Below are 21989 nucleotides of genomic sequence, written 5' to 3'. Positions count from 1 at the left end.
GGCCCAGGACGCTAGGCGCGGCGGCGCGGTCGGCACATCAGTCTGCGGTCGCGATCCGAACCATGCACGGCCGCGTCTGTGACCTGGACTGATGTTCCGTCACCCGCGGTCGGCGCACGCGGGGCCGCCGGCCCGTACGACCCCGGTCGCATGGCATTCCTCCTGCGGACGCAGTTCGGCGCGCCGCGCGTTCAGCCATACGGCTCATGCGTCTGCCTGCTGTCTGTGCGCGCCGAGGAAGGCCTGCCGTCCCCGCACTGGCCGCTCGCTCGCGTCGGGTTCGCCGGACCGGAGGCGCGTCCACGGCCAGTCCCGCTCCCGCCAGGCAGCGCGGCGCGGAGTCAGCCGTGCGCGGACGCCGCGCGCTCCCGGCAGCTGCGGGCCACCATGTCCGCGAAGGTCCGTGCGAGCGGGGGCAGCGCGTCCCAGTGGCGTACGGCCCACCCGACCGGCAGCGGCGGCAGCGCGGGGACGGGGATGAGCCTCAGCGGCCCGTCGGCGTCGCCGGGCACCCGCCAGCCGGGCAGGGCCGGTACGACGGCATGGCCGAGGCCCAGCTCGGAGAGCAGCAGTGCGGTGTCCCAGTCGGCGACGCTGGTGTCCGAGCTGACCCGGATGCCCAGCTCGGCGAGGGCGGCGTCGAGCCGGGCCCCGGATGTGGAGTTCCGCGGCAGCCGTATCAGCCGGATGCCCGGGAGGTCGGACACCTCGACGCGGGCACGGCGTGCGAGCGGGTCGTCGGCGCGGACCGCCGCCACCCAGGGCAGCTCGACGACGGGCCGCTGCTCGATGCCGCGCACCGGGCCGCCGACCGTGATCCAGGCGAGGTCCAGCTCGCTGGCGGCGAGCGCGTCGAAGCAGCTGCTGCTGGAGTTCTCCGTACGGAACTCCAGGCTCACCTTCGGATAGGCCTGCCGGAACGCGACGATCGCCTCCGACATGAAGTGCCGCACCGTGGTCGCGCCCGTCGTCACACGCACCGATCCGCTCTCGCCGCGCGCCAGGTCGCCGAGGCGGCGCAGCGCGAAGTCCAGCCCGGCGATGCCGCCGGCGGCCGCGTCGCACAGCACCCGTCCCGCCGGGGTGGGCAGGACGCCCCGCGCATGGCGCTCCAGCAGGCTGACCCCGGTCTCCCGCTCCAGCCGCCGCACATGCTGGCTGACCGCCGACTGGGTGCAGTCCAGCTCCCGGGCGACGGCGCTGAGGCTGCCCGCCCGGCACACGGCGACGAAGACACGTAGATCGTCGAGAGTCACAACACCCAAGCTAATGCTTGGACTTGAGGAGTAGATCCGAGGATTGACTGGGGTCGCCCGCTTGGCGACGATCAGTGCAGGGCCGACCCAGGCGGCAACCCGGCCGACTGCCTCCGTCCCCGTCCGGACACCGGGCGAAGGCGGTCGGCGGGTGCCGACCACCGCATACCGAACGAACGTAGACCGAAGGAACGTGGACCGAAGGAACGTGGACCGAAGAACCGAAAGGATCGAAGAGATCGAAGAGATCGAAGGGACCGGGCGTATGAAGGAGCCCGCCTGAGCCTCAGGGGTGCATACGGGCCCCCTTGAGCACCTTGTCCACCTGGTTGCGCGGCCCGTAGACGGCCAGCCCCACCAGATCGAGCTGGTCCCCGCCCACGGCCCGTACCGCCGCGCGGTTGTCCCGGTCGTTGCCCGTGCGGAACAGATCCGAGGTGAACACGGCCGTCCGCAGCGAGCGCGACAGCGCTCGGTTGTGCGCCGCGGTCAGCGTCTCCTTCCCACCCTCGAAGACCAGCACGGGCTGGCGGAACATCGGCAGATACGCGGTGCCGTCCGCGTCCGCGTAGGGTTCGCCGATCACCTCGGGCTCCGCTGTGCCGACCCCGCTGACCAGGAACGCGGTCACATTCAGCCGCTGCCAGGGCTCGAGGTCCGCACGCAGCAGAACCGCGATCTTCGTGTCGAAGCGGACCGGCGGCATGTCGGCGGTGTCGGTGATGACAGTGATCTCGGTGATCTCGGTGATCTCGGTGATCTCGGCGGTGTGGTCGGTGTGGTCGGTGTCGGCGGTGTGATCATGGTGTTTCATGCCCTGAGACTGCCGGGAGGACCCCCGGGCGGTCTTGTACGTTCTTTGCATGGCGTCCCGGCAGGAGGTCTCCGCCTGGCGTCCGCAGGTCGCGGGCGTCGTGGAAGTGCTGCACGCCCGCTTCACCGAGCACGCGTACCCCATGCACGTCCACGACGCCTGGACGCTGCTGATCGTCGACGACGGCGCGGTCCGCTACGACCTCCACCGCCATCGGCACGGCACGCCGGACGACACCGTGTCCCTGCTCCCGCCGCACATCCCGCACAACGGCTCGCCTGCCACACCCCGCGGCTTCCGCAAGCGCGTCGTCTACCTCGACATGACACAGCTCGACGAGCGCTTCATCGGGCCCGCCGTGGACACTCCGGACCTCGTCGACCCGCTGCTGCGCCGTCGCGTCGGCCGGCTCCACACGGTTCTTGCGCACCGCGGCGACGAACTGGAGGCGGAGAGCCGGCTTGCCCTGATCAGCGAGCGGCTGCGGATGCATCTGCGTCCCGGTGCGGCTTCCGGCGGCGCGGCTTTCGGCGGCGGCGGCTTGGACGGCGGCGCGGCTTTCGGCGGCGGTGCGTCCCTCGGCTACGGGCCGCTCGGCCGCGGCGTCGCCGGCGACCTGCGCGACCTCCTCGACGCACGGCTCGTCGAGGGCCTCGGCCTGGCGGAGGCCGCCCGTCAGCTCCACGCCCATCCGACGCACCTCGTCCGTGCCTTCACCGCCGCCTTCGGCATCGCCCCGCACCAGTACGTCGTCTCCCGCCGTGTCGACCTGGCCCGCCGCCTCCTCCTCGACGGCCGCCCGCCCCACGAGGTCGCGCCCGCGGCGGGCTTCTACGACCAGTCCCACCTCACCCGCCACTTCAAGCGCATCCTCGGCACCACCCCCGGCCGCTACGCCGCGGCGCCTCCTCCGCGACGCCCCGGGAACTCGGCGATCCGGCTGAATCCGTCCCCGCCATGACCCCGTCCGATCGCGCGGCGGGTCAGGCCTTCGGCCGCGCGCATCACGCCCGCGTCGATGCCATGGGCCCCGGACGCGCAATGTCCGACCTCCGGTGCCCCGCCCGGGTCGGGCGGCCCTCCGACCGGTCCCCACCAGCTCAGCGCCCTCCCGCCGCACCGACAGGTACCCACAGAAAAGTGGGTGCCGCGGCGGCGGTCACGCCTCGGGTGCGGCGGGGGCTTCGATGAAGTCCGTCACGAGCTTGACGAAGAGGTCCTCCTGCTCGAAGAGCATGACGTGGCCCGCGTCGATCTCGGCGTAGCTGCTGCCCGGGATCGCGGTGTGGAGGGCGCGGCTGTGCTCGACGGGGACGGTGATGTCCTGGGTGGCGCCGATGACCAGGGTCGGCGCCTGGATGCGGGGCAGCAGCTCGCGGATGTCGACCGTGAGGTCGTAGGCGATATGGCGCAGCGTGCCCTCGGTGGGCGGCATGTTGGGCATCAGGGCCTCGAACTGGTCGCGTCCTATGGTGTTCAGGAAGCCGCGGCTGAACCCGGTCATCGCCAGGGCGCGGCCGAACGACGCGGGGGCGGCGTCGCCGAGTTCCTGCCAGAGGGTGAAGAGGCTGCGCAGGTACTCGTCGCCGTCGGTGTGGGCCCAGCCGGCCGCCAGGGCCAGCCGTCGCACCAGGTCGGGCCGGAGTGCGGCGACGGCGGCGGTGACGGTGGCTCCCATGGAGAAGCCGAGCAGGTCGACCGGTCCGTCGGCCGCTTCCTCGATGACCGCGATGACCTGGGCGGCGAGCCGCTCGACGGTCAGCGGGCCGCCGTCGTCGACGGTGGCGCCGGCGCCGGACAGGTCAGGTGCGATCACGGTGCGGTGTGCGGCGAACCGGGGCGCGATCTGCCCCCAGTTGAGGGCGGCGCCCGCCGAGCCGGTGCCGTGGACCAGGACGAGCGCGGGGCCCGAGCCGGTCTTCTCGTAGTGGACGTGCGCGCCGTCGACGGCGATGGTGGCCATGGAACGCTCCTTGTGTGGCTGCCGGGGCCCGTTGCTCCGGCCCGACTCACACTGCCGCCGCGGCGTGCGGTCCGGGAGAGACCTCCTCAGCCTGGGATCGGCGGTCCCTGGCTGAGCGGCGGAACACCTGTGCAGGATGATCGTCATGACGATCGACAGAGCCGGACTCGCCGACTTCCTGCGCCGCTCACGCAACCGGGTGCGCCCGCACGACGTGGGCCTTCCCGCCGGCCCGCGACGCCGGACCCCCGGTCTCCGCCGCGAGGAGGTCGCCCAGCTCGCCGGGATGTCGGCCGACTACTACATCCGCCTCGAGCAGAGCCGTGGCCCTCAGCCCTCCGCTGAGATGCTCGCCGCGCTGGCCCGCGCCCTGCGCCTGTCCGACGACGAACGCGACCACCTCCATCTCCTCGCGGGACGGCGACCGCCCGCCGCCCGCACAGCCGGCGACCATGTGAGCCCGGGGTTGCTCCACCTGCTGGACCAGCTTCCCGCCACGCCGGTGCAGATACTCAGCGACCTGGGTGATGTGCTGGCCCAGAACGCCATGGCCGAGGCACTGCTCGGCGGGGTGTGCACGGTGTCCGAGCACGGCCGCAACATCGTCTGGCGCTGGTTTGCCGACCCCGCCCAGCGCACCGCGTACCCGGTCGAGGAGCACGACTACTACAGCCGACTGCACGTCGCCGACCTGCGGGCGTCCTCAGCCCGGCGCGCCGGTGACCCCGCCGCGACGCGTCTGGTCGAGCGTCTGCGGCAGGCCAGTGAGGAGTTCCGGGCGCTGTGGGAGCTGCACGAGGTCGCCGTACGCCGGGCCGCGCGCATGCGCGTGCTGCACCCGCTGATCGGCCCGGTCGACCTGGACTGCCAGGTCCTGCTCGCCCCGGAAGGCGACCAGCGGGTGATCCTCTGCACCCCGCCCGTCGGCGGCGACACCGCCGAACGCCTCGCCCTGCTCAAGGTCGTTGGCACCGGGCAGTTCACCCGGACCCGCTGAGCGCACGGACACCGGGGAGGCAGCCGCCCGGTAGGATCATCTGCCCATGGGAGCGAGCGTGGGAAAGATGATCGCCGTCCCGCCCGGGCGGGTGACACTGTCCGACCGGCGGACGCAACGCAGTTGGCCGGTCGAGCTCGAACCCTGCGAACTCTCGGCGTTCCCGGTCACCCAGGCACTGTACGCAGAGGTCACCGGACGACGGCCGAGCGCCGCCCAGGGGGAGCAGCGGCCCGTCGAGAGCGTTTCCTGGTGGGACGCGGTCCGATTCTGCAACGCCCTGTCGGAGCGCGACGGGTTCGCACCCGCCTACCGCCTTCACGGCGACGGCGACGGCGAAGGCGTCGAGTGGGACGCGTCCGCCGACGGGTACCGGCTGCCGACCGAAGCGGAGTGGGAGCACGGCTGCCGTGCCGGGACAACGGGACCGCACTACGGGCCGCTCGACGAGATCGCCTGGTACCGCGGCAACTCGCACGGACGGATCCACGACGTGGGCGGCAAGCGGCCCAACCCGTGGGGTCTTCACGACATGCTCGGCAATGTCTGGGACTGGTGCTGGGACGTCTACGACGCCGAGGTCTACGGCGCCTACCGGGTGCTGCGCGGCGGCGGCTGGTTCGACGAGCACTGGAGCTGCCGGGCCTCCGCGCGACGCCGCAGCCACCCGGCCTTCCGGGTCGACGACGTGGGATTCCGCATCGCGCGTTCCCTCCCGGGCTGACCCGTGCCGTGCGCGCCCGTCCTGACGGGTCCGGGCAGGCCGGGCCCTGACCCGCGGCGCCCGTGGTTCACGCCCGGAGAGGCAGTTGTGGATCGGTTCCCCGTCGTCATCCCTGCCGGCAACTGCCCTGTCCCGGATAAGTGGTGGCCGGGCCGAGGCTCTGACCTGCGGCGACTACGGTCGAGTGGAACAGGTTGGTGATCGGGTGCTCCGCCCGACTCCTCACCGTCGCCGTCGGCTGGCAGGGTCCAAGGGGGGTGTCTTCGCCGTTGGCTATGGCGAGGCTACTGGTGAAGTGGACAAGGTGCGGGGCGGGAACCTCAGGGGCCGTGGGGGCTGCCTCGGCCGTATCGCTCGATGAGCGCGTTGCCGATCAAGGTGAGGTGGTCCCGCACACCAGGTGGGCCGGTCACTTCGAGCCATTCGACTAGTCCGGCGAGCTCGCCCGCGAGCGCGTACTCGTTGTAGCCGCGGATCACGACCTCGATGCGGCCGTCGATCGTGGAACCTCCCACCTCGAGCCGGTCCCCAAGCGTCATTCGGAGCTTGCCGATCCCTTCGGGAGTGCACACGGCCTGGACTTCGAGGGGTGTTCGCTTTCGGTCGACTTCGTCGGCGATCTCCCTCCAGCTCTCAGCGAGGTCGAACCCCTCGGGTCGGTGCACGGGATCGTCGATCGGCTCGACGGATGACACGCGGTCGATCCGGAACGTCCGTCGACCGGCGTCAGTGTGAGTGACGAGGTACCAGATCGGTCCTTTGGCGACAACGCCGAGCGGGTGGACGATCCGCTCGGTTACGGAGCCGTCGCCGTCGACGTAGCCAAGCCGAATCTGGACGCCACTGATCACCGCGTCTTGGATGTCGTCGAGGAACGGCGGGGTTGTGCGCTCGAACCGGCTCACACCCCATCGATGAGGATCCACCAGCATCGACGACGCTGCTGCCTGTGCCAGTACTCGGAAGGGCTCCGGCAAGGCTTGGACGAGCTTGCGCAGAGCGGCCTTCGCGGCCGGGTTCGCCGACGAGGCCGGGCCGGCCACCTGGAACAGCGCCCTGGCCTCCCCAGCAGTCAACCCGGTCAGGTCGGTGCGGGCGCCGCCCACGAGGCGCCAGCCACCTCCTCGGCCCTGCGCGGAGTACACGGGGACCCCTGCCATGGCCAGAGCGTCGAGGTCACGGCGGGCGGTGCTCTCGGAGACCTCCAGCTCTCGGGCGACCTCCGCTGCTGTCACCAGCTCTCGCTGTTGCAGGAGGAGGAGGATGGCCACCAGCCGGTCTGCTCGCATGCCAACGACACTTTCACATCAAACCGCTCAGGAGATGACCTGTTTCGGTGGTCATGATGGCGACGTGACTTCAACAACGAGCCTCACGACCGCGCCGGCCCAAGGTCGATCAGAGGTCCGCAGCGCCATCTTCGGGGCTCCACGGTCACCTTCCGTCGCCTGACAATCCGAACAGACAAAGAGGGCGTGCAAGTGTTCAACCCAAACGATTTTCCCAAGCCCACCCGAATTCCAGTCAACGGCGTGGAACTCGAAGTCTTCGAGGCCGGACAGCGAGGTGCGGAAAAGCCCATCGTTCTCTGTCACGGCTGGCCAGAGCACGCCTTTTCTTGGCGCTATCAGATGTCCGCCCTCGCCGCAGCCGGCTACCACGTCATCGTCCCAAACCAACGGGGCTACGGCAATTCATCCCGTCCCAGCGAAGTCACCGACTACGACATCGAACACCTGTCGGGCGATCTCATCGCACTTCTCGATCACTATGGGTACGAAGACGCCACCTTCGTAGGTCATGACTGGGGAGCATTTGTGGTGTGGGGACTGACTCTCCTGCATCCCAATAGGGTGAACAAAGTGGTCGCGCTCAGCTTGCCCTATCCCGAGCGCGGGGAACAACCGTGGTTGGAATTCATGGAGGCCACGCTTGGTGACGACTTCTACTTTGTCCACTTCAATCGACGGCCTGGCGTCGCGGACGCGGTGCTCGAAGAACACACGTTCCAGTTTCTTCGCAACATGTACCGGAAGAACGAGCCGGCGAGCGAGCCTCAGCCAGGAATGGCGATGATCAACCTCGCCAGAGCAGGAACACCGCTCGGTGAGCCTCTCATGAGCGACAGCGAACTGGCCGTCTTCGTCTCGTCCTTCGAATCAACAGGATTCACGGCGAGCATCAACTGGTACCGGAACCTTGACCGCAACTGGCGCCTTCTGGCAGACGTGGACCCGATCATCCGACAGCCCGCACTCATGATCTATGGCGACAGGGATCTGGTCGCACGGGGTGAGAACCTGGCGGAGTTCGTGCCCAACGTGGAGGTGGTCAGCCTTGACTGCGGACACTGGATCCAGCAAGAGAAGCCGGAAGAAACGAACCAAGTGATTTTGAAGTGGCTGGAACAGCAGGATGCCAGCTGACCGCGATATGACAGGCCGGCATCCGGGAAGTGGCCGTTCCGCTCGACACCGAAGGCATACGTGACCTCTGCGCAACCCGGACCGTCGGCGTCCGAGCACCCCGCCACGTGGAAGTTCGGCTACCCGATCTACCACGTCGAGACTCGGCTGCAATGGCGATCGTGGCTCGAGCACAACCACACGTCGACCCGCGGCGTGTGGCTGTGCTCGTGGCGTACCGGCACCGGCCGACCGCGATGCCCCTACCCCGAAGTAGTCGAAGAAGCGATCTGCTTCGGGTGGATCGATTCGACCGCCATCCCCCTCGACGACGACCGCGGCCTCCAGCTGATCACCCCCCGAAGAGCCAAGAGCCCTTGGTCCCGACTCAACCGCCGACGCGCCGCCGAAATGGAACGGCGCGGCCTCATGACGGACGCCGGGCGAGCTGCGATCGACGCGGCGAAGGCGAACGGATGGTGGACCATCTCCGACCAAGTCGAAGACCTCGAAGAACCCGCCGACCTCGCCACCTTGCTCGACCAACACCCTCAAGCACGGGCCAACTGGGACCGCTTTCCCGCGAGCGCCCGCAAGCGGATGCTGTGGTGGATCGTCAGCGCGGCGCGGCCGGCAACGCGGGCCAGCCGAATCGCGGCCGTCGTCGCCGAGGCGGCGAACGGGCGGCAAGCCCAGGGCTGACCTCGGACGCGAAGACTCCGAGTGCCACGACTGCCGCCACCTGAACCCTCAAGGCATTAGATAGGCCCAAGACAGCAGGCAGCCCCTGGAGTGATCTTCCAGGGGCTGTCTCACCGCGACCGCCCGCCCCCAGTGGTTCCGCCTGGAAGGGAAGGAACCGATGCGAGGGATGGGCAGCCGACTCTTGGGACCGCGCTATCGGCCGTCCGGCGGCGGGGCCTTGTGGCAGGCGCAGGCGCACCGGAGGGTGAAGAGCGGCCGCTCTCCCCGGTGGCGGGTGCCGCTGGCGTAGACGTCCTGCGGGTGGCACAAGGAGTGCTCGCCCATCTCGCACTCACTCGACCGCCCGGAGCGCTCTGCGTCTGCCCGTACCTGGGCGACGGTGCGTGCCGCGCTCACCGCCCGCCCTCCGTCCGCTTGCGCCATCCGGACTCCAGCAGATCAAGGGCGTCCGGCAGCACCGGAAGGTGCGGTGCGCACTCGGGGCAGGCGTAGACGTTGAAGCCGGGGCCGGAGCCTGCGTGTACCTCGGAGACGACCACCGGCTGCGACGTCAGCGTGTTGCACCGCACGCACATCCGCGCCGCCCGCCGCACCCTCACCGTCTCCCTGCCGACACCGCCCGCCGCGCACGACTGGCACACCGCGCGGTGCCGCACGCCGCCCGCCGTGTCGGTCGTGACGGTCGCCAGAGGTCCCGCCGTCGACCCGCACACCTCACACACCTCTGCCTCAGGAGACTCAGGCGAGTTGGTCATCGGGCACCCTCCGCGCCGACCACGTGCGCGTCAAGGTCGATGCCGAAATCCACCGCTAGGACCAGCGTCAGCCGCCGCCTCTGCTGTCGAGCCCGCTCCCGCCGCCGCTCATGCTCGATCAGATACGGACGCACCAGGGCCGCCGCGCCGCCGTCCAACGGCTCATCCAGTCCGTAGGGCGACCGCACCTCAGGAAGCCCCGCCGGACTGCCCCCACGCCGCTCAGCGGCCATCGGCACGGCCGGACCGTTCATCACGGGCTGATGCGCCCGGACGGCCCGGCGGGCACGATGCTGTCCCCCGTCACGGGGCCCAAAGGTCACTCTCGCCCACACGGCGAGCACACGGATAAGGTCGGTCATGTCGACGCTCCTCCAAAGCGTTGGCCACGCCCCGGGACCGTTCGCGCGGTCGCCGGGGTACTGCGTCTCTTCATCGAATCGCCCCCGTTGATCGGTGAGGGGGGCCAGACAGGGGGCCAGGGAGGGGCCAGACTGGGATTCGAGAGGGGGCCAGGGTGAGCTACGTACGACGGAAGCACTTCGGGGCATATCTCGCGCGGCTACGGCGCGAGGCGCGGAAGAGCCAGCGGCAACTTGCCGACCAGTTGTGTGCGCTGTCGGGGCTGTCCACGTTGACGCGGAATGAGGTGTCCCGATGGGAACGCGGCGAACGAGTGCCGGACGGCTGGTTACTGATGATCGCCCAGGCACTTGGGACACCGGCGGGCGACCTTGAGCGTGCAGCGTCATACGCGCGTGGAGAGCCGCTGCCCGTTGAGGCGCTCAGCCCTGCTGAGACGCTCGGCCAGTTGCTGCCGCCGGACGATCTGCTGTTGCCTCTGGAGTCTGGTGGCGGGCAACGCATTGCGATGGACAGTGTGACAAGTCTTGCGGGCAGGGTTCATGGGCTGAGGCTTGCCGACGATGTGCTGGCCGGAGGCGACCTGCTCGCCCCCGCTTTCCGCGAGCTGAGCTCTGCTGTGCGTCTCTATCGGGAGAGCAGCCACACGGAGGATGTTGGGCGGGGTCTCCTCATCCAGATTGGCGAGCTCGCCCAGATCTCTGGATGGATTGCCAGCGACGCCGGGCACCACGACCGAGCCGAGAAGGCGTACCGGCTGGGCATCTCCGCCGCGCGTGAAGCAGGGGACCGGGCCCTTGTCGGCCACCTTGCAGGCTCGCTTGCCTACCAGTGGAGCAACATCGGCAGGGAACAGGAAGGCGTCGACCTTGCGCGCGCAGCGCTGGACGAGGCAGGGCCGGACGCCCACCCGAAGGCGCGGGCACTGTTCTTCGACCGCATCGCCTGGACGCACACCCGAGCCAGGGAGTCCCAACCGGCGATGAGGGCACTCGGAGAGGCGCACGAGGCACTCTCAGTAGAGGCCAGCAGCGACGATGCTCCGCAGTGGTCCTACTGGGTCAGTGACGAGGAACTCAGCGTCATGGACGCGCGTGTCTACACGGAACTGCGGCGACCGCTTCGAGCCGTGCCGCTGCTGAGCAGCGCCCTGGCTGGCTACGACGCGACGCACGCGCGGGAAGTCGCCCTGTACCGCTCATGGCTTGTTGTGGCTCTGGCCGACGCGAACGAGCAGGAGCAGGCTGCCCAGGAGGCGCGTCGGGTGCTGGCTGTCGACGTGGCGAGCGAGCGAACCGCCGAGCGCTCACGCGTCATGCTGCGGCACCTGCAAACTCACGCGGACGCACCGGACGTATGCAGCTTGCTCGACGAGTATGGGACCTGGTGCAGCTCGAAGTGAATGTCGCTCTCTCCTACTGCTGGAACTCCATGACGTCGGCGACCACGCAGCTGACGTTGTCCGGGCCGCCGGAGCCGTTGGCGAGGGCGACGAGTTCGCGGACCGCCTGCTCGGGCTCGCTGATATGGGAGAGCACTCGGCGGATTTCTCCGGTCGACACGACGGTGGACAGACCGTCGGAGCAGAGCAGGTAGCGGTCTCCCCGCCGGGCGTCGTGAAGGCGCATGTCGGGGGTGGCATCGGCTCCTGGCCCCAGGGCTCGTATCAGCAGTGACCTCTGGGGGTGGGAGGCGGCTTCTTCCGGGCTGAGGCGTCCTTCGTCGACCATCGACTGGACCATGGTGTGGTCGTGCGTGATCTGGAACAGCTCTCCATCGCGTAGGAGGTAGACGCGGGAGTCACCGATGTGGACGAGGGCCAGCTGCGATCCAGTCCAGAGCATCGCGGTGAGCGTGGTCCCGGCCGCTTCGGAGGAAGGGCCGACTCCGGAGATGCCGTGCACGGCCTGCTTGGCCTGGTCGATCGCGTCTTCGAGGACGCTGAGGAGATTGCTTGCCGGGATGCTGTCGGTTTCGAGGCTCTTGAGCGCGTCGACAGCGGCGGCGCTTGCGGGGGCACCTCCGCTGCCGTAGCCGTCGGCGACGGCGAGCAGACGGGACCCTGCGTAGGCGGTGTCCTGGTTGCTCTCGCGGACAAGGCCGGTGTCGGAAAGAGCGGCGTAACGGATTCCCAGGGGCTCGGCGATCGGGGACATGGCAGGGTCCTTCCAGGAGAAGTGGTCGATGAGGAAGGTGGCCAGGTCCCGCCGTGCGGCGGTGTCGGCTTCGACTTGGGCCCAGAACGCGCGGATCTCTTCGGCTGCCGGACCTGCATCCAGCGTGCAGATGTGCTGGATGCGGGCGAGAGGCATCCCGAGCCGTCGGAGCCAGGCGACCAGCCGGGCCTGATCCAGTTGTTCCGGTGCGTAGAGGCGGTAGCCGGTCACCGGGTCGACGCGAGCGGGAGTCAGCAGACCGAGCTCGTCGTAAAGACGCAGCGCCTTTGGGGACAGTCGGGACGCCTTCGCGAACGTCCCGATGGTCAGCAACTCCATGCTCGTTCCTCCTCATGCCAGGCACGCCGCCTGGCCCCACTGATGCTGTGGGCTCCCCCAAGGTGAAGGTCAACCAAGTGCTCCGCTTAGCCCCGTCTGATGGTCTCCCGCTCGGTCGGAGGCTGCGTGGCCAGCCGAGGACGCTGGTCCATTGTTGGGCTCACGGGGCGGGTCCAAGAACGGGGCGGGTCCAAGAACGGGGCGGGTCCAAGAGGGGGCTTGACGCCCGCGTGATGCGGAGCATTGGTCTGGCGAATGTGCGGCTGCGTCGCAGGCATCGCACCACGATCGCGGAGGCCAGCCCGACGCGGCCGCCCTTTCGCGTGACGGGCGAGCCTCAACTCTTGACGGCCTCCGCGATCCGGGCGGCCTGGGCGGGCGTGAGGTGCGTGGTGTCGATGACCTCGGCTTCTCCGTGCAGCCACGTGCGGGCCGCCTTGGCGTAGGGCTCAAGGTATTGGAGCCGGAACGGGGAGGGGCCGAGAACGGTGTCCCCTTCGATGCGCCCACGGAGAGTGTCATGGTCGGGGTGGAGGACGAAGTGCCGTACCGGAGCCCCATGTTGGGCGAGGCCTGTGCTGATCTCCCGCCAGTGCTGCTCGACCAGGACGGTCATGGGCATCACCAGAGTGTCGCCGGTGTAGTCGAGTACGCGCCGGGCGGTCTCGACCACGAGCGGCCGCCACGGGGGCCAGTCCTGAAAGTTGCCTGTCCAGGGCAGCCCCGGCTTGATGTCCATGAGTGTCTCACCGGCCTTCTCGGCGTCGAACACCCGTGAATCCGGGATCAGCTGCTGCACGAGCGCACTGGTCGTCGTCTTGCCCGCGCGTGGGTGCCGTTGAGCCATACGATCACGGGAGCCCACGCCAGCGCTGTGCGGGCCGCGGGAACGGGCACAGCAGAAATCCGGTATGGCTTCGGCGCTTCTCGGGGTGGTGTCGACCACCAAGATCAGGTGACACCTATCTCGAACCTCCATGCCGCCCACCTGTGACTGAGCGCTGTAGTTGGCCCGTCTGGCCGGGTAGGTGCTCAGCCGGAGCTTGCAGTGCAGACCGGGACCGGTCCAGAAGCTAGCGGCCGACGGTGCTCCAATCGGCGGCGGCGGGCGGCACCGTACGGCCTGCGGCGTGTCCGCGGAGGCGCCGGGTCAGTTCCGGCAGGTCGTAGGCGGGGAAGCTCACCTGGAGGAGGCGCAGGCCGAAGTGCGATGGCTGGTCCTCCTGGAACATCGCCGCGTCCATCGGCTTGATCTTCACTTCCCAGGCGTCCGGGGCGGCCCAGTGAGTCATCCGCACGTAGAAGGCATCTCGCGGGCCGGCGTTCGCCACGGCCGAGAGGAAGGCCAGGCCGCCGTCGACCGGGAAGTCGATGAGCATCCAGCCGCGGCGGGACTCCACCCACTCCGCCATGTGCGGCAGCTTCTCCGGCCAGCCCGCGTTGCTCTCTGCCAGGTCCTGGCAGCAGGTGAACGTGTCGAGGCCGCACTCCCAGATCGCCTGGATCGTGGGTGCGAGCTGTTCGTCGATCTGGGCGTGGCGGCTACCCACCTGGACGAGAACGGTCGGATGCGTTCCTTCGTAAGACGTCATCGCAGGAGCATAGAAGCGGGGCACGACATCGAGGCAGGCGGAGCCCCCCAGGCCGCTTCGGCCGCTCCTCAGGCCAACTGGAGCGCACACCGGCCAACTAAAACGGGGCCACCAGCGACAACAAGCCCTGGAAGGTGACACCTATCGCTAGAAGTCACACGGCCGGGCGTCTGTTGCGTGAAACACTATTGCAAGCAGGTGCTTGCAATAGTTAGCAAGTGGCGGCACCATCGAGGCATGGCATCACTCAACGTCGGCAATCTCGGTGAGTATCTGCGGGAGCAGCGGCGCACTGCGCAGTTGTCGTTGCGGCAGCTCGCCGAGGCCGCCGGCGTGTCCAATCCGTATCTGAGTCAGATCGAGCGCGGGCTGCGCAAGCCGAGCGCGGAGGTGTTGCAGCAGGTCGCCAAGGCCCTGCGGATCTCCGCGGAGACGCTGTACGTGCGGGCCGGGATTCTCGACGAGCGGGAGCGCGAGGAGCTGGAGACGCGGGCCGTCATTCTGGCCGATCCCTCGATCAACGAGCGGCAGAAGCAGGTGCTGCTGCAGATCTACGACTCGTTCCGCAAGGAGAACGGCTTCGGCGCGGAGCAGGACGCAGCGCCGGACGTCGCCGCGGAGGCGGACGACCACGAGGTGCCCCCGAAGGCAGAAACGTAAACGCTGACTCCGTGATCCGGGAGGACCACAGACATGGCCATCACCGATGACCTGCGCAAGACCTTCACCGACCCCAAGCCCCTCTACTTCGCCGCCGGCACCGCGGATCTCGCCTACCAGCAGGCGCTGAAGCTGCCCGGGCTGGTCGAGCAGATCCGGACCGAGGCGCCGGCGCGTATCGAGGCGGTGCGCAAGACCGATCCCAAGGCCGTGCAGGAGAAGGTGACCGCGCAGGCCAAGGAGACCCAGGCGACCGTGCAGGCCAAGGTCGCCGAGGTGCTGGAGAACATGGACACCGACTTCCGGAAGTTCGGGGAGACCGCCCAGGACCTGGCGCTGCGCGGTGTCGGCTTCGCCGCCGAGTACGCCGTGAAGGCCCGCGACACGTACGAGAAGGTGGCCGAGCACGGCGAGCAGGCCGTCAGGACCTGGCGCGGCGGGGTCGCCGAGGAGATCACCGAGATCGCCGTCGCCGTCGAGCCGCGGGGGGACAAGCCGGCGGACGGGGCGGCGGACGCCGTCGGCGAGGCCGGCGAGGCCGGCGAGGAGAAGAAGGTCGCGCCCGCCCGCAAGGCCCCTGCCCGGAAGGCGGCCGCCAAGAAGACCGCGCCTCCGGCCAAGTAACGCCCGGAGCACACGCGCCCCGGTTGCGCACGGGAAGCGCCGGGCACCTTTGAGGTGCCCGGCGCGTTCTCCCGGTACGTTGGCGTACCTTGGCCGGGAGGCGCTACACAAAGAATCGAACGGCTCACAAGGCGGTGCTGTCCATGTTGCGTGCAGGATTCGAGTTCGGGCTCTGGTTCCTGGTCAATACGCTCTTCATCGTGACGTCGGTGACCGCACTGATCATGGCGGCGCTCGCCCGCGAGGACGCCTACCGCGCCGCCGGCAAGCAGACCAAGACGTTCTGGCTGGTCATTCTCGGCATCGCGGTAGCGGTGAACCTGTTCCTCGGCCTGCTCTTCCTGTCGATCGCCGGGCTGATCGCCAGCATCGTCTTCTTCGTGGACGTGCGTCCCGCCCTCCAGCAGGTCTCCGGCGGAGGCCGCGGCCGCCGCGGCTCCAGCAGCGACGGGCCGTACGGGCCCTACAACGGCGGCCGGTAGTCGGCGGCCGGCAGAAGGGATGCACGGCGGCCGCAAGCCGGCGGCGGCAGAACGGCGGGAGTAGTCGGCGGCCGGCAGCCCCCGGGCCCCGGGGCCTTACGCGGAGCCGGGCCGGCTCAGCAGCAGCACCGCCACATCGTCGGTCAGCTCCCCGCCGTTCAGCTCGCCCACCTGTGTGACCGCGGACTCCAGCAGCGCCTCGCCCCTGAGCCCCGCGACCAGCAGCCGGTTGACCATCGCGGCCATGCCGTCCTGGCCCAGCCGCGGTGTGCCCGGGCCCGCCGAGCGGCCCTCTATCAGCCCGTCCGTGTACATCATCAGGCTCCAGACGTCGCCCAGCTCCACCGCGCGGCGCGGCCAGCGGGCACGTGGCAGCAGGCCCAGCGCCGGCCCGCCGTCCTCGTACGGGAGCAGCCGGGCCCGCCGCCCCGGCCGGGCGATCAGCGGCGACGGGTGGCCCGCCAGGCACAGCCCGGCCTGCCGTCCGTCCGGCGCGATGTCGACGGTGCAGAGCGTCGCGAAGATCTCCTCGCTCTCCCGTTCGTGCTCCAGCACCTCCTGGAGCGTGGACAGCAGCTCGTCCCCGCACAGCCCCGCCAGCGTCAGCGCCCGCCAGGCGATCCGCAGCTCCACGCCCAGCGCCGCCTCGTCCGGGCCGTGCCCGCAGACGTCGCCGATCATGGCGTGCACCGTGCCGTCCGGGGTGCGGACGGTGTCGTAGAAGTCGCCGCCAAGGAGCGCCCGCGACCGGCCCGGCCGGTACCGGGACGCGAAGTGCAGCTCGGAGCCGTGGAGCAGGGGGGTGGGCAGCAGGCCGCGCTCCAGGCGGGCGTTCTCCTGCGCCCGCAGCCGTGACTCGGTCAGCTTCACCTGGGTCGCGTCGGCCCGTTTGCGCTCCACGGCGTACCGGATTGCGCGGCTCAGCAGCCGGCCGTCGAGCTCCTCGCGGAAGAGGTGGTCCTGGGCCCCGGCCCGCACCGCCCGGGCGGCCAGCTCGGCGTCGCCGGACGCGGCCAGCGCCAGCACCGCGTGCCGGGGCGCGAGCCGCAGGACGTGCCGGAGCGGAGCGAGGTCGTCCGGCTCCTCGCCGACGCGCCCCGAGGGCAGCGCGAGGTCGACCAGCACGCAGTGGATGTCGTCGGTGAGCAGCCGCTCCGCCTCGGTGAGGTTGCGGGCGGTGCGGATGCGGACCCGGGTGCCCGAGCCGGACTCGTCGAGCAGCTCGGGCACGGTGAAGGCGCCTGCCGGATCGTCCTCGATCACCAGCAGGGTGAGAGCGCCGCCGCTCACGGTGAGCTCCCCGGCTCCCCCGACGGGGCTGCCGTCGGCCGTACCCTCGCCGACCGTGCCGTCACGGACCGTGACGTCGTCGAGGGAGGGCGTGCCGGCGGCGCCGCCTGGGGCGGTTTCCGCGAGGGGGACCTTCCTCTGTCGCGGTACGGGTACGGGCATCGGCGTTGGAATCCTTCCCTCCCCCCGAGGGCGGTGGAGCGGCGAATCGCGCCCACCGGACGAGGACCATAGCGGTCCCGGAGCCTGCGGGGAATGGCCCTGCGCTATGCGCCGATGGCATATGCCCAGCATCGGGCAGTAGTTGCCGCCCCGGCGCCGGCCTCCGCCATGACGAACGTCACGCGGTGTCGGTGGCGCAGGTCACCTGTGTGGCTGACTGGGCCAGTTGAGTGCCTCACACCTCAACGGGTCATTTGTCGGGGCGTACGACTCCGAGGATCTTCATCGAGCCCGCGCCCGCGAGGGTGACATCGCGGCCCGGCCGCGGGGCGTGCACGATTGCGCCGTCGCCCACGTACATCCCCACATGGCTGGCGTCCGCGTGGTAGATGATCAAGTCGCCGGGGCGCATGTCCTCGATGGCGATCCGGGGCAGCAGCCGCCACTGCTCCTGCGAGGTGCGCGGGATGGTGCGCCCGGCCGCCGCCCACGCCTGGGACGTCAGTCCCGAGCAGTCGTAGGAGTCCGGCCCCTCGGCCCCCCACACGTACGGCTTGCCCATCTGCGCCGTGGCGAACTCCAGCGCCTTCTTGCCCCGGGGGCTCGCGCTGCGGTTGATCTCCTTCAGTGCGCCGGAGTCGAGCCACTTGGCCTGGGCCTCGTACTGTGCCCGGCGTTCGAGCTGGAGGAGCCGCTCCAGCTCCTCCTTCTCCAGCTCGTCCTCGAGCTTCTTCGCCGCCTCGATCTTGGCGTTGATGGCCTTCCTGGCCTTCTCCTGCTTGACGCGGTGGGCTTCGAGTTCCGTCCAGTGGTCACTGGCTGACTTGGCGTACGCGGTCAAGTCGTCCTGGATCCGGTTCAGTTCGGAGAGAAGGTCCCTGGTGGCCTTCTGGCTCTCCTGGAGTCTGCCGACCCCGTCCAGGAACAGCCGCGGATCGTCGCTGAGCGCCAACTGTGCCTCGGGGGGCAGCCCGCCGCCGCGGTACTGGGCGCGGGCCGCCGCGCCCGCGCGGTCCTTGAGCTCCTTGATCCGGGCCTCGCCCTTGACGATCTCGCGGGCCAGCCGGACGATCTCCGCCGACTGCTTCTCCGCCCGCTCCTCGGCGAGGTTGTACGCGTCGGTCGCGGAGGCGGCCTGGCGGTAGAGGGCGTCGATCTCCTGACGCACCTCTTCGAGCGTCTTCTTCCCCGGCTTCCCCGCGTCGGCGTCGGCGTCGGCGTCGGCGGTGGCGTCGTCGGCGGGGGGCGCGGGGGCCTGCGGGGCCGTGGCGGCGGGGGGCGGCTCCGGCGCCGCGAACGCCGTGCCCGGAGACGCCAGCACATTCAGCGCGGTCACCGTGGCCAGAGCGCACACCACATGGATCGCGGCGGCGGCGCAGCGGCGTCGGTTCACGGCTCCCCCTCCAGGACACCCTTATCTGATTTACCGTCAGTAACGTATCGGGCCCACGCGATAGTGCCATGGCGTGCCCGAAAGCGACAGACCCGGCGGCGGACGACTTCCCTCCGCCGGCTGCTCCCCCCATCGAGACGAGCGACGCCGCCCCCGCGTTCCCCGCCGCTCACAGCCGGGGCGCGAGCGCCTCCCAGGCCACCGTCACTTCCCCCTGCCGCCACCGCCGCCGGTCGTCGCACACCGGCCAGTCGGCCGCCAACCGCCGTACGGCGCTGATCCACCGCTGCCGCGCCCCCAGCGACGCATACGGGGCCGCCGCCGCCCACGCCCGGTCGAAGTCCCGCAGGAACGCATGGACCGGCTCCCCGGGGACATTGCGGTGGATCAGGGCCTTCGGCAGCCGCTCCGCGAGGTCCGAGGGGTGCTCCAGTGAGCCGAGCCGCGTGGCGAACGTCACGGTCCGGGGCCCCTCCGGCCCGAGCGCCACCCACACATGCCGCCGCCCGATCTCGTCGCAGGTGCCCTCCACGAGCAGTCCGCCGGGGGTCAGCCGCCCGCACAGCCGCGCCCACACCTCCGCGACGGCGTCCTCGTCGTACTGGCGCAGCACGTTCGCCGCGCGGATCAGGGCGACCGGGCCGTCGACCGGCACCTCGAAGCCCCCGTGCCGGAAGTCGAGGCCCTCGCGCTCGTACGGCCGTGCGGCGGTGACCCGCTCGGGGTCGATCTCGATGCCGACGACCCGGCAGCGGGGATCGGCGGTGCGCAGCCGCGTCAGCAGTTCGACGGCGGTCCAGGGGGCCGCCCCGTAGCCGAGGTCGACGGCCACGGGCGGGGCCTCGCCGCGGCGCAGCGCCGCGCCGTGCGCTGCGGCGATCCAGCGGTCCATGCGGCGGAGCCGGTTGGGGTTGGTCGTCCCGCGGGTCGCGGTGCCTACGGGGCGGCGCGTCATGGCATCGAGAGTACGGGCCCAAGCAGGCGCGCCGAGGACGGGACGCCCGTTCGGCAATCTTTTGGCAAAGTGGAGGCGAGGGGGAAATGGAAGAGGCGGCCGGAGCTGTTGTGCGGCTGTGCGGGGCAGCCAGTCGATGCCCCGTGCCCGGCCGCGCCCGGCGGCGTGCGCCACAAGCGAGGAGGACCGACGACGTGAGCCAGTACGTGTCCCGCCTCAGCGGCAGCCTCCCGGCCCCGCGCCTCCGCTTCGGCGTCGGTCACCGCCGGCCGCGCCGTGTGGCCATGCTCAGCGTCCACACCTCGCCCCTGCACCAGCCGGGCACGGGCGACGCGGGCGGCATGAACGTCTACATCGTCGAGCTCGCCAAACGGCTGGCCGCTGTCGGCGTCGAGGTCGAGATATTCACCCGCGCGACCGCCGGCGGGCGGCCGCCGGCCGTCGAACTCGCCCCGGGCGTGCTCGTACGCCATGTGGACGCGGGCCCGTACGAGGGGCTGGCCAAGGAGGAGCTGCCCGCCCAGCTGTGCGCCTTCACCCACGGCGTCATGCAGGCCTGGGCCGGCCACCGCCCCGGCTACTACGACCTGGTCCACTCGCACTACTGGCTCTCCGGCCATGTCGGCTGGCTGGCCGCCGAGCGCTGGGGCGTCCCGCTCGTGCACGCCATGCACACCATGGCCAAGGTCAAGAACGCGTCGCTGGCCGAGGGCGACACTCCCGAGCCGGCCGCCCGCGTGATCGGCGAGACGCAGATCGTGCGCGCGGCCGACCGGCTGATCGCGAACACCGCGGAGGAGGCCGACGAACTGGTGCGCCACTACGACGCCGATCCCGCCAAGGTCGCCGTCGTCCACCCCGGCGTGAACCTGGAACGCTTCTGTCCGGCCGACGGCCGCGCGGCCGCCCGTGCCCGCCTCGGCCTGCCGCAGGACGCCTTCATCCCGCTCTTCGCCGGCCGCATACAGCCGCTGAAGGCCCCGGACGTCCTGCTGCACGCGGCCGCGCTGCTCCTGGAACGCGACCCGTCGCTGCGCTCCCGTCTGCTCGTGCCGGTCGTCGGCGGGCCGAGCGGCAGCGGTCTCGCCAAGCCGGAGGGCCTGCAGAAGCTGGCCGCCCGGCTCGGCATCGCCGACCTCGTCCACTTCCAGCCGCCGGTGGGTCAGGACCGGCTGGCCGACTGGTTCCGGGCCGCGTCCGTCCTGGTGATGCCCTCCTACAGCGAGTCCTTCGGCCTGGTGGCGATCGAGGCGCAGGCCTGCGGGACCCCGGTGGTGGCGGCCGAGGTCGGCGGGCTGCCGGTGGCCGTCCGCGACGGGCTGACCGGCGTCCTCGTGCCCGGCCACGACCCGGCCGACTACGCGGACGCGCTGTCCGGCCTGCTGGCCGCCCCCGGACGCTCCGCCGCGATGGGCGAGGCGGCCGCCCGCCACGCCCGCTCCTTCGGCTGGGACACGGCCGCGTCGACGACGGCGGACGTCTACACGGCCGCCATGTACGACCACGCCCAGCGGCACGGCCAGCGCGGCGGGCACCACCATCACCGCCGCCACCGGCTCCGCCACGTCTGACCCCGCCGCGTCCGGCTCGACCGCGTCCGGCTCGACCGCGTCCGACCTAGCCACGTCCGTTCCGCCGCGTCCGACCTCGGCACGTCCGATCTAGCCAACGTTCGTTCCGCCGCGTCCGACCTCGGCACGTCCGATCCGCCACGTCCGACCTCGCCGCGTCCGGCTCCGCCGCATCTGACTCCGCCACGTCCGTTCCGCCACGTCTGATCCCGCTGGGCGGGCACTGCTGACGTACGCTCAGCCCATGGCTGAGGCACCAGACGCACGGAACCCGGACGCACGGAACAACGGCATCGCGCAGATCGTCGAGCGGACACTTGACGACGCCGACCTGGAATGGGAGCGTCCGGAACCAGGCTCGTACGTCGTCAAACTCCCCGGCACCCGCAAGCTGTCCACCACCTGCTCCCTCCTCATCGGCAACCACTCCCTCTCCGTCAACGCCTTTGTCATCCGCCATCCCGACGAGAACGACGCTGCGGTGCACCGCTGGCTGCTGGAGCGCAACCTCAAGCTGTACGGGCTGAGTTACGCGATCGACCGGCTCGGCGACATCTACCTCGTCGGCAGGCTGCCGCTGTCGGTGGTGTCCTCCGAGGAGCTGGACCGGCTGCTGGGCACGGTGCTCGAGGCGGCCGACGGATCGTTCAACACCCTGCTGGAGCTGGGCTTCGCCAGTGCGATCAAGCGGGAGTACGAGTGGCGGGTCTCGCGCGGGGAGTCCACGCGCAACCTTGAGGCGTTCACCCGTCTGACGCAGCCGTCGGGCAAGGACTCCTGACG

The 21989-nt window shown here is 70.4% G+C and carries 23 protein-coding genes and 2 pseudogenes; 11 read left to right on the top strand and 14 right to left on the bottom strand.

Features of this window, described 5'->3' with window-relative positions:
* Positions 1-341: 341 nt before the first annotated feature.
* On the bottom strand, positions 342-1256 hold the full coding sequence (locus QCN29_RS13385; protein ID WP_279928090.1) for a LysR family transcriptional regulator: 915 nt from the start codon (positions 1254-1256) through the stop codon (positions 342-344).
* 286 nt (positions 1257-1542) lie between these two features.
* Complete coding sequence (locus QCN29_RS13380; protein ID WP_279928113.1) at positions 1543-1962, bottom strand: DUF2000 domain-containing protein; 420 nt, start codon at positions 1960-1962, stop codon at positions 1543-1545.
* 157 nt (positions 1963-2119) lie between these two features.
* On the opposite strand from QCN29_RS13380, the gene QCN29_RS13375 reads away from it, so the two are divergent.
* Positions 2120-3031, top strand: a complete 912-nt coding sequence (locus QCN29_RS13375; protein ID WP_279928089.1) for a helix-turn-helix transcriptional regulator — start codon at positions 2120-2122, stop codon at positions 3029-3031.
* On the opposite strand, the pseudogene QCN29_RS13370 reads toward QCN29_RS13375, so the two are convergent.
* Together QCN29_RS13370 and QCN29_RS13365 are read right to left on the bottom strand one after the other, a co-directional pair.
* Positions 2983-3105: pseudogene (locus tag QCN29_RS13370) on the bottom strand (imine reductase family protein); the annotation flags it as partial. The gene QCN29_RS13375 and the pseudogene QCN29_RS13370 sit on opposite strands and share 49 nt — an antisense overlap.
* Before the next feature lie 124 nt (positions 3106-3229).
* Complete coding sequence (locus QCN29_RS13365; protein WP_279928088.1) at positions 3230-4033, bottom strand: alpha/beta fold hydrolase; 804 nt, start codon at positions 4031-4033, stop codon at positions 3230-3232.
* A gap of 136 nt (positions 4034-4169) precedes the next feature.
* On the opposite strand from QCN29_RS13365, the gene QCN29_RS13360 reads away from it, so the two are divergent.
* A complete protein-coding gene (locus QCN29_RS13360) occupies positions 4170-5030 on the top strand; it encodes a helix-turn-helix transcriptional regulator (protein WP_279928087.1) in 861 nt (286 codons plus the stop codon).
* Between the two features lie 46 nt (positions 5031-5076).
* Positions 5077-5754 carry a formylglycine-generating enzyme family protein gene (locus tag QCN29_RS13355; protein WP_279928086.1) on the top strand — a complete coding sequence of 226 codons (678 nt, stop codon included), beginning with the start codon at positions 5077-5079 and terminating at the stop codon, positions 5752-5754.
* A gap of 320 nt (positions 5755-6074) precedes the next feature.
* On the opposite strand, the gene QCN29_RS13350 is transcribed toward QCN29_RS13355, so the two are convergent.
* Complete coding sequence (locus tag QCN29_RS13350) at positions 6075-7043, bottom strand: helix-turn-helix transcriptional regulator (RefSeq protein WP_279928085.1); 969 nt, start codon at positions 7041-7043, stop codon at positions 6075-6077.
* 192 nt (positions 7044-7235) lie between these two features.
* On the opposite strand from QCN29_RS13350, the gene QCN29_RS13345 reads away from it, so the two are divergent.
* Both QCN29_RS13345 and QCN29_RS13340 read left to right on the top strand, forming a co-directional pair.
* Positions 7236-8180, top strand: a complete 945-nt coding sequence (locus QCN29_RS13345; protein WP_279928112.1) for an alpha/beta fold hydrolase — start codon at positions 7236-7238, stop codon at positions 8178-8180.
* A 60-nt stretch (positions 8181-8240) separates the two neighbouring features.
* On the top strand, positions 8241-8861 hold the full coding sequence (locus tag QCN29_RS13340) for a YdeI/OmpD-associated family protein (RefSeq protein WP_279928084.1): 621 nt from the start codon (positions 8241-8243) through the stop codon (positions 8859-8861).
* Between the two features lie 195 nt (positions 8862-9056).
* On the opposite strand, the gene QCN29_RS13335 is transcribed toward QCN29_RS13340, so the two are convergent.
* Genes QCN29_RS13335 through QCN29_RS13325 form a run of 3 tightly spaced genes read right to left on the bottom strand, consistent with a single transcriptional unit; the run spans position 9057 to position 9981 of the window.
* Positions 9057-9260: a hypothetical protein gene (locus QCN29_RS13335; RefSeq protein ID WP_279928083.1), complete on the bottom strand. Its 204-nt coding sequence runs from the start codon at positions 9258-9260 to the stop codon at positions 9057-9059.
* Positions 9257-9619 (bottom strand): hypothetical protein, encoded by a 363-nt coding sequence (locus QCN29_RS13330; protein WP_279928081.1) that lies wholly within the window; start codon positions 9617-9619, stop codon positions 9257-9259. The genes QCN29_RS13335 and QCN29_RS13330 overlap by 4 nt, the downstream gene beginning before the upstream one ends.
* Positions 9616-9981 (bottom strand): hypothetical protein, encoded by a 366-nt coding sequence (locus QCN29_RS13325; RefSeq protein ID WP_279928080.1) that lies wholly within the window; start codon positions 9979-9981, stop codon positions 9616-9618. Before QCN29_RS13325 ends, QCN29_RS13330 begins: the two co-directional genes overlap by 4 nt.
* Positions 9982-10136: 155 nt before the next feature.
* Here QCN29_RS13325 and QCN29_RS13320 point away from each other — a divergent pair, with 155 nt between their 5' ends.
* Positions 10137-11384, top strand: a complete 1248-nt coding sequence (locus QCN29_RS13320) for a helix-turn-helix domain-containing protein (protein WP_279928079.1) — start codon at positions 10137-10139, stop codon at positions 11382-11384.
* A 13-nt stretch (positions 11385-11397) separates the two neighbouring features.
* On the opposite strand, the gene QCN29_RS13315 is transcribed toward QCN29_RS13320, so the two are convergent.
* From QCN29_RS13315 to QCN29_RS13305, 3 genes and pseudogenes are all read right to left on the bottom strand, one after another.
* On the bottom strand, positions 11398-12477 hold the full coding sequence (locus QCN29_RS13315) for a MerR family transcriptional regulator (protein WP_279928078.1): 1080 nt from the start codon (positions 12475-12477) through the stop codon (positions 11398-11400).
* A 337-nt stretch (positions 12478-12814) separates the two neighbouring features.
* A pseudogene (locus QCN29_RS13310) lies at positions 12815-13332 on the bottom strand (ATP-binding protein).
* 218 nt (positions 13333-13550) lie between these two features.
* Positions 13551-14069: a hypothetical protein gene (locus QCN29_RS13305; protein WP_279928077.1), complete on the bottom strand. Its 519-nt coding sequence runs from the start codon at positions 14067-14069 to the stop codon at positions 13551-13553.
* A 237-nt stretch (positions 14070-14306) separates the two neighbouring features.
* Here QCN29_RS13305 and QCN29_RS13300 point away from each other — a divergent pair, with 237 nt between their 5' ends.
* The 3 genes from QCN29_RS13300 to QCN29_RS13290 all read left to right on the top strand — a co-directional run bounded on the left by QCN29_RS13300 (position 14307) and on the right by QCN29_RS13290 (position 15835).
* Entirely contained in the window at positions 14307-14729 is a 423-nt protein-coding gene (locus tag QCN29_RS13300) for a helix-turn-helix domain-containing protein (protein WP_240139660.1), read from the top strand.
* A 33-nt stretch (positions 14730-14762) separates the two neighbouring features.
* Complete coding sequence (locus QCN29_RS13295; protein ID WP_279928075.1) at positions 14763-15353, top strand: hypothetical protein; 591 nt, start codon at positions 14763-14765, stop codon at positions 15351-15353.
* 143 nt (positions 15354-15496) lie between these two features.
* A complete protein-coding gene (locus QCN29_RS13290) occupies positions 15497-15835 on the top strand; it encodes a DUF2516 family protein (RefSeq protein ID WP_240139658.1) in 339 nt (112 codons plus the stop codon).
* Positions 15836-15931: 96 nt separating this feature from the next.
* Here QCN29_RS13290 and QCN29_RS13285 read toward each other — a convergent pair whose 3' ends face one another.
* From QCN29_RS13285 to QCN29_RS13275, 3 genes are all read right to left on the bottom strand, one after another.
* A complete protein-coding gene (locus QCN29_RS13285; protein ID WP_279928073.1) occupies positions 15932-17287 on the bottom strand; it encodes a PP2C family protein-serine/threonine phosphatase in 1356 nt (451 codons plus the stop codon).
* A 250-nt stretch (positions 17288-17537) separates the two neighbouring features.
* A complete protein-coding gene (locus tag QCN29_RS13280; protein WP_279928072.1) occupies positions 17538-18680 on the bottom strand; it encodes a C40 family peptidase in 1143 nt (380 codons plus the stop codon).
* 169 nt (positions 18681-18849) lie between these two features.
* Positions 18850-19635: a class I SAM-dependent methyltransferase gene (locus QCN29_RS13275; RefSeq protein ID WP_279928071.1), complete on the bottom strand. Its 786-nt coding sequence runs from the start codon at positions 19633-19635 to the stop codon at positions 18850-18852.
* Between the two features lie 194 nt (positions 19636-19829).
* Here QCN29_RS13275 and mshA point away from each other — a divergent pair, with 194 nt between their 5' ends.
* Positions 19830-21206, top strand: a complete 1377-nt coding sequence (gene mshA / locus QCN29_RS13270; protein WP_279928070.1) for a D-inositol-3-phosphate glycosyltransferase — start codon at positions 19830-19832, stop codon at positions 21204-21206.
* A 244-nt stretch (positions 21207-21450) separates the two neighbouring features.
* A complete protein-coding gene (locus QCN29_RS13265; protein WP_279928069.1) occupies positions 21451-21987 on the top strand; it encodes a type III secretion system chaperone family protein in 537 nt (178 codons plus the stop codon).
* Positions 21988-21989 lie beyond the last annotated feature (2 nt).

This window comes from Streptomyces chengmaiensis (assembly GCF_029846775.1).
In the GTDB taxonomy this organism is placed as follows: Bacteria; Actinomycetota; Actinomycetes; order Streptomycetales; family Streptomycetaceae; genus Streptomyces; species Streptomyces chengmaiensis.
Note: the sequence above shows the minus strand (reverse complement) of the source record. Positions and strands in the feature narration are given on the sequence as shown.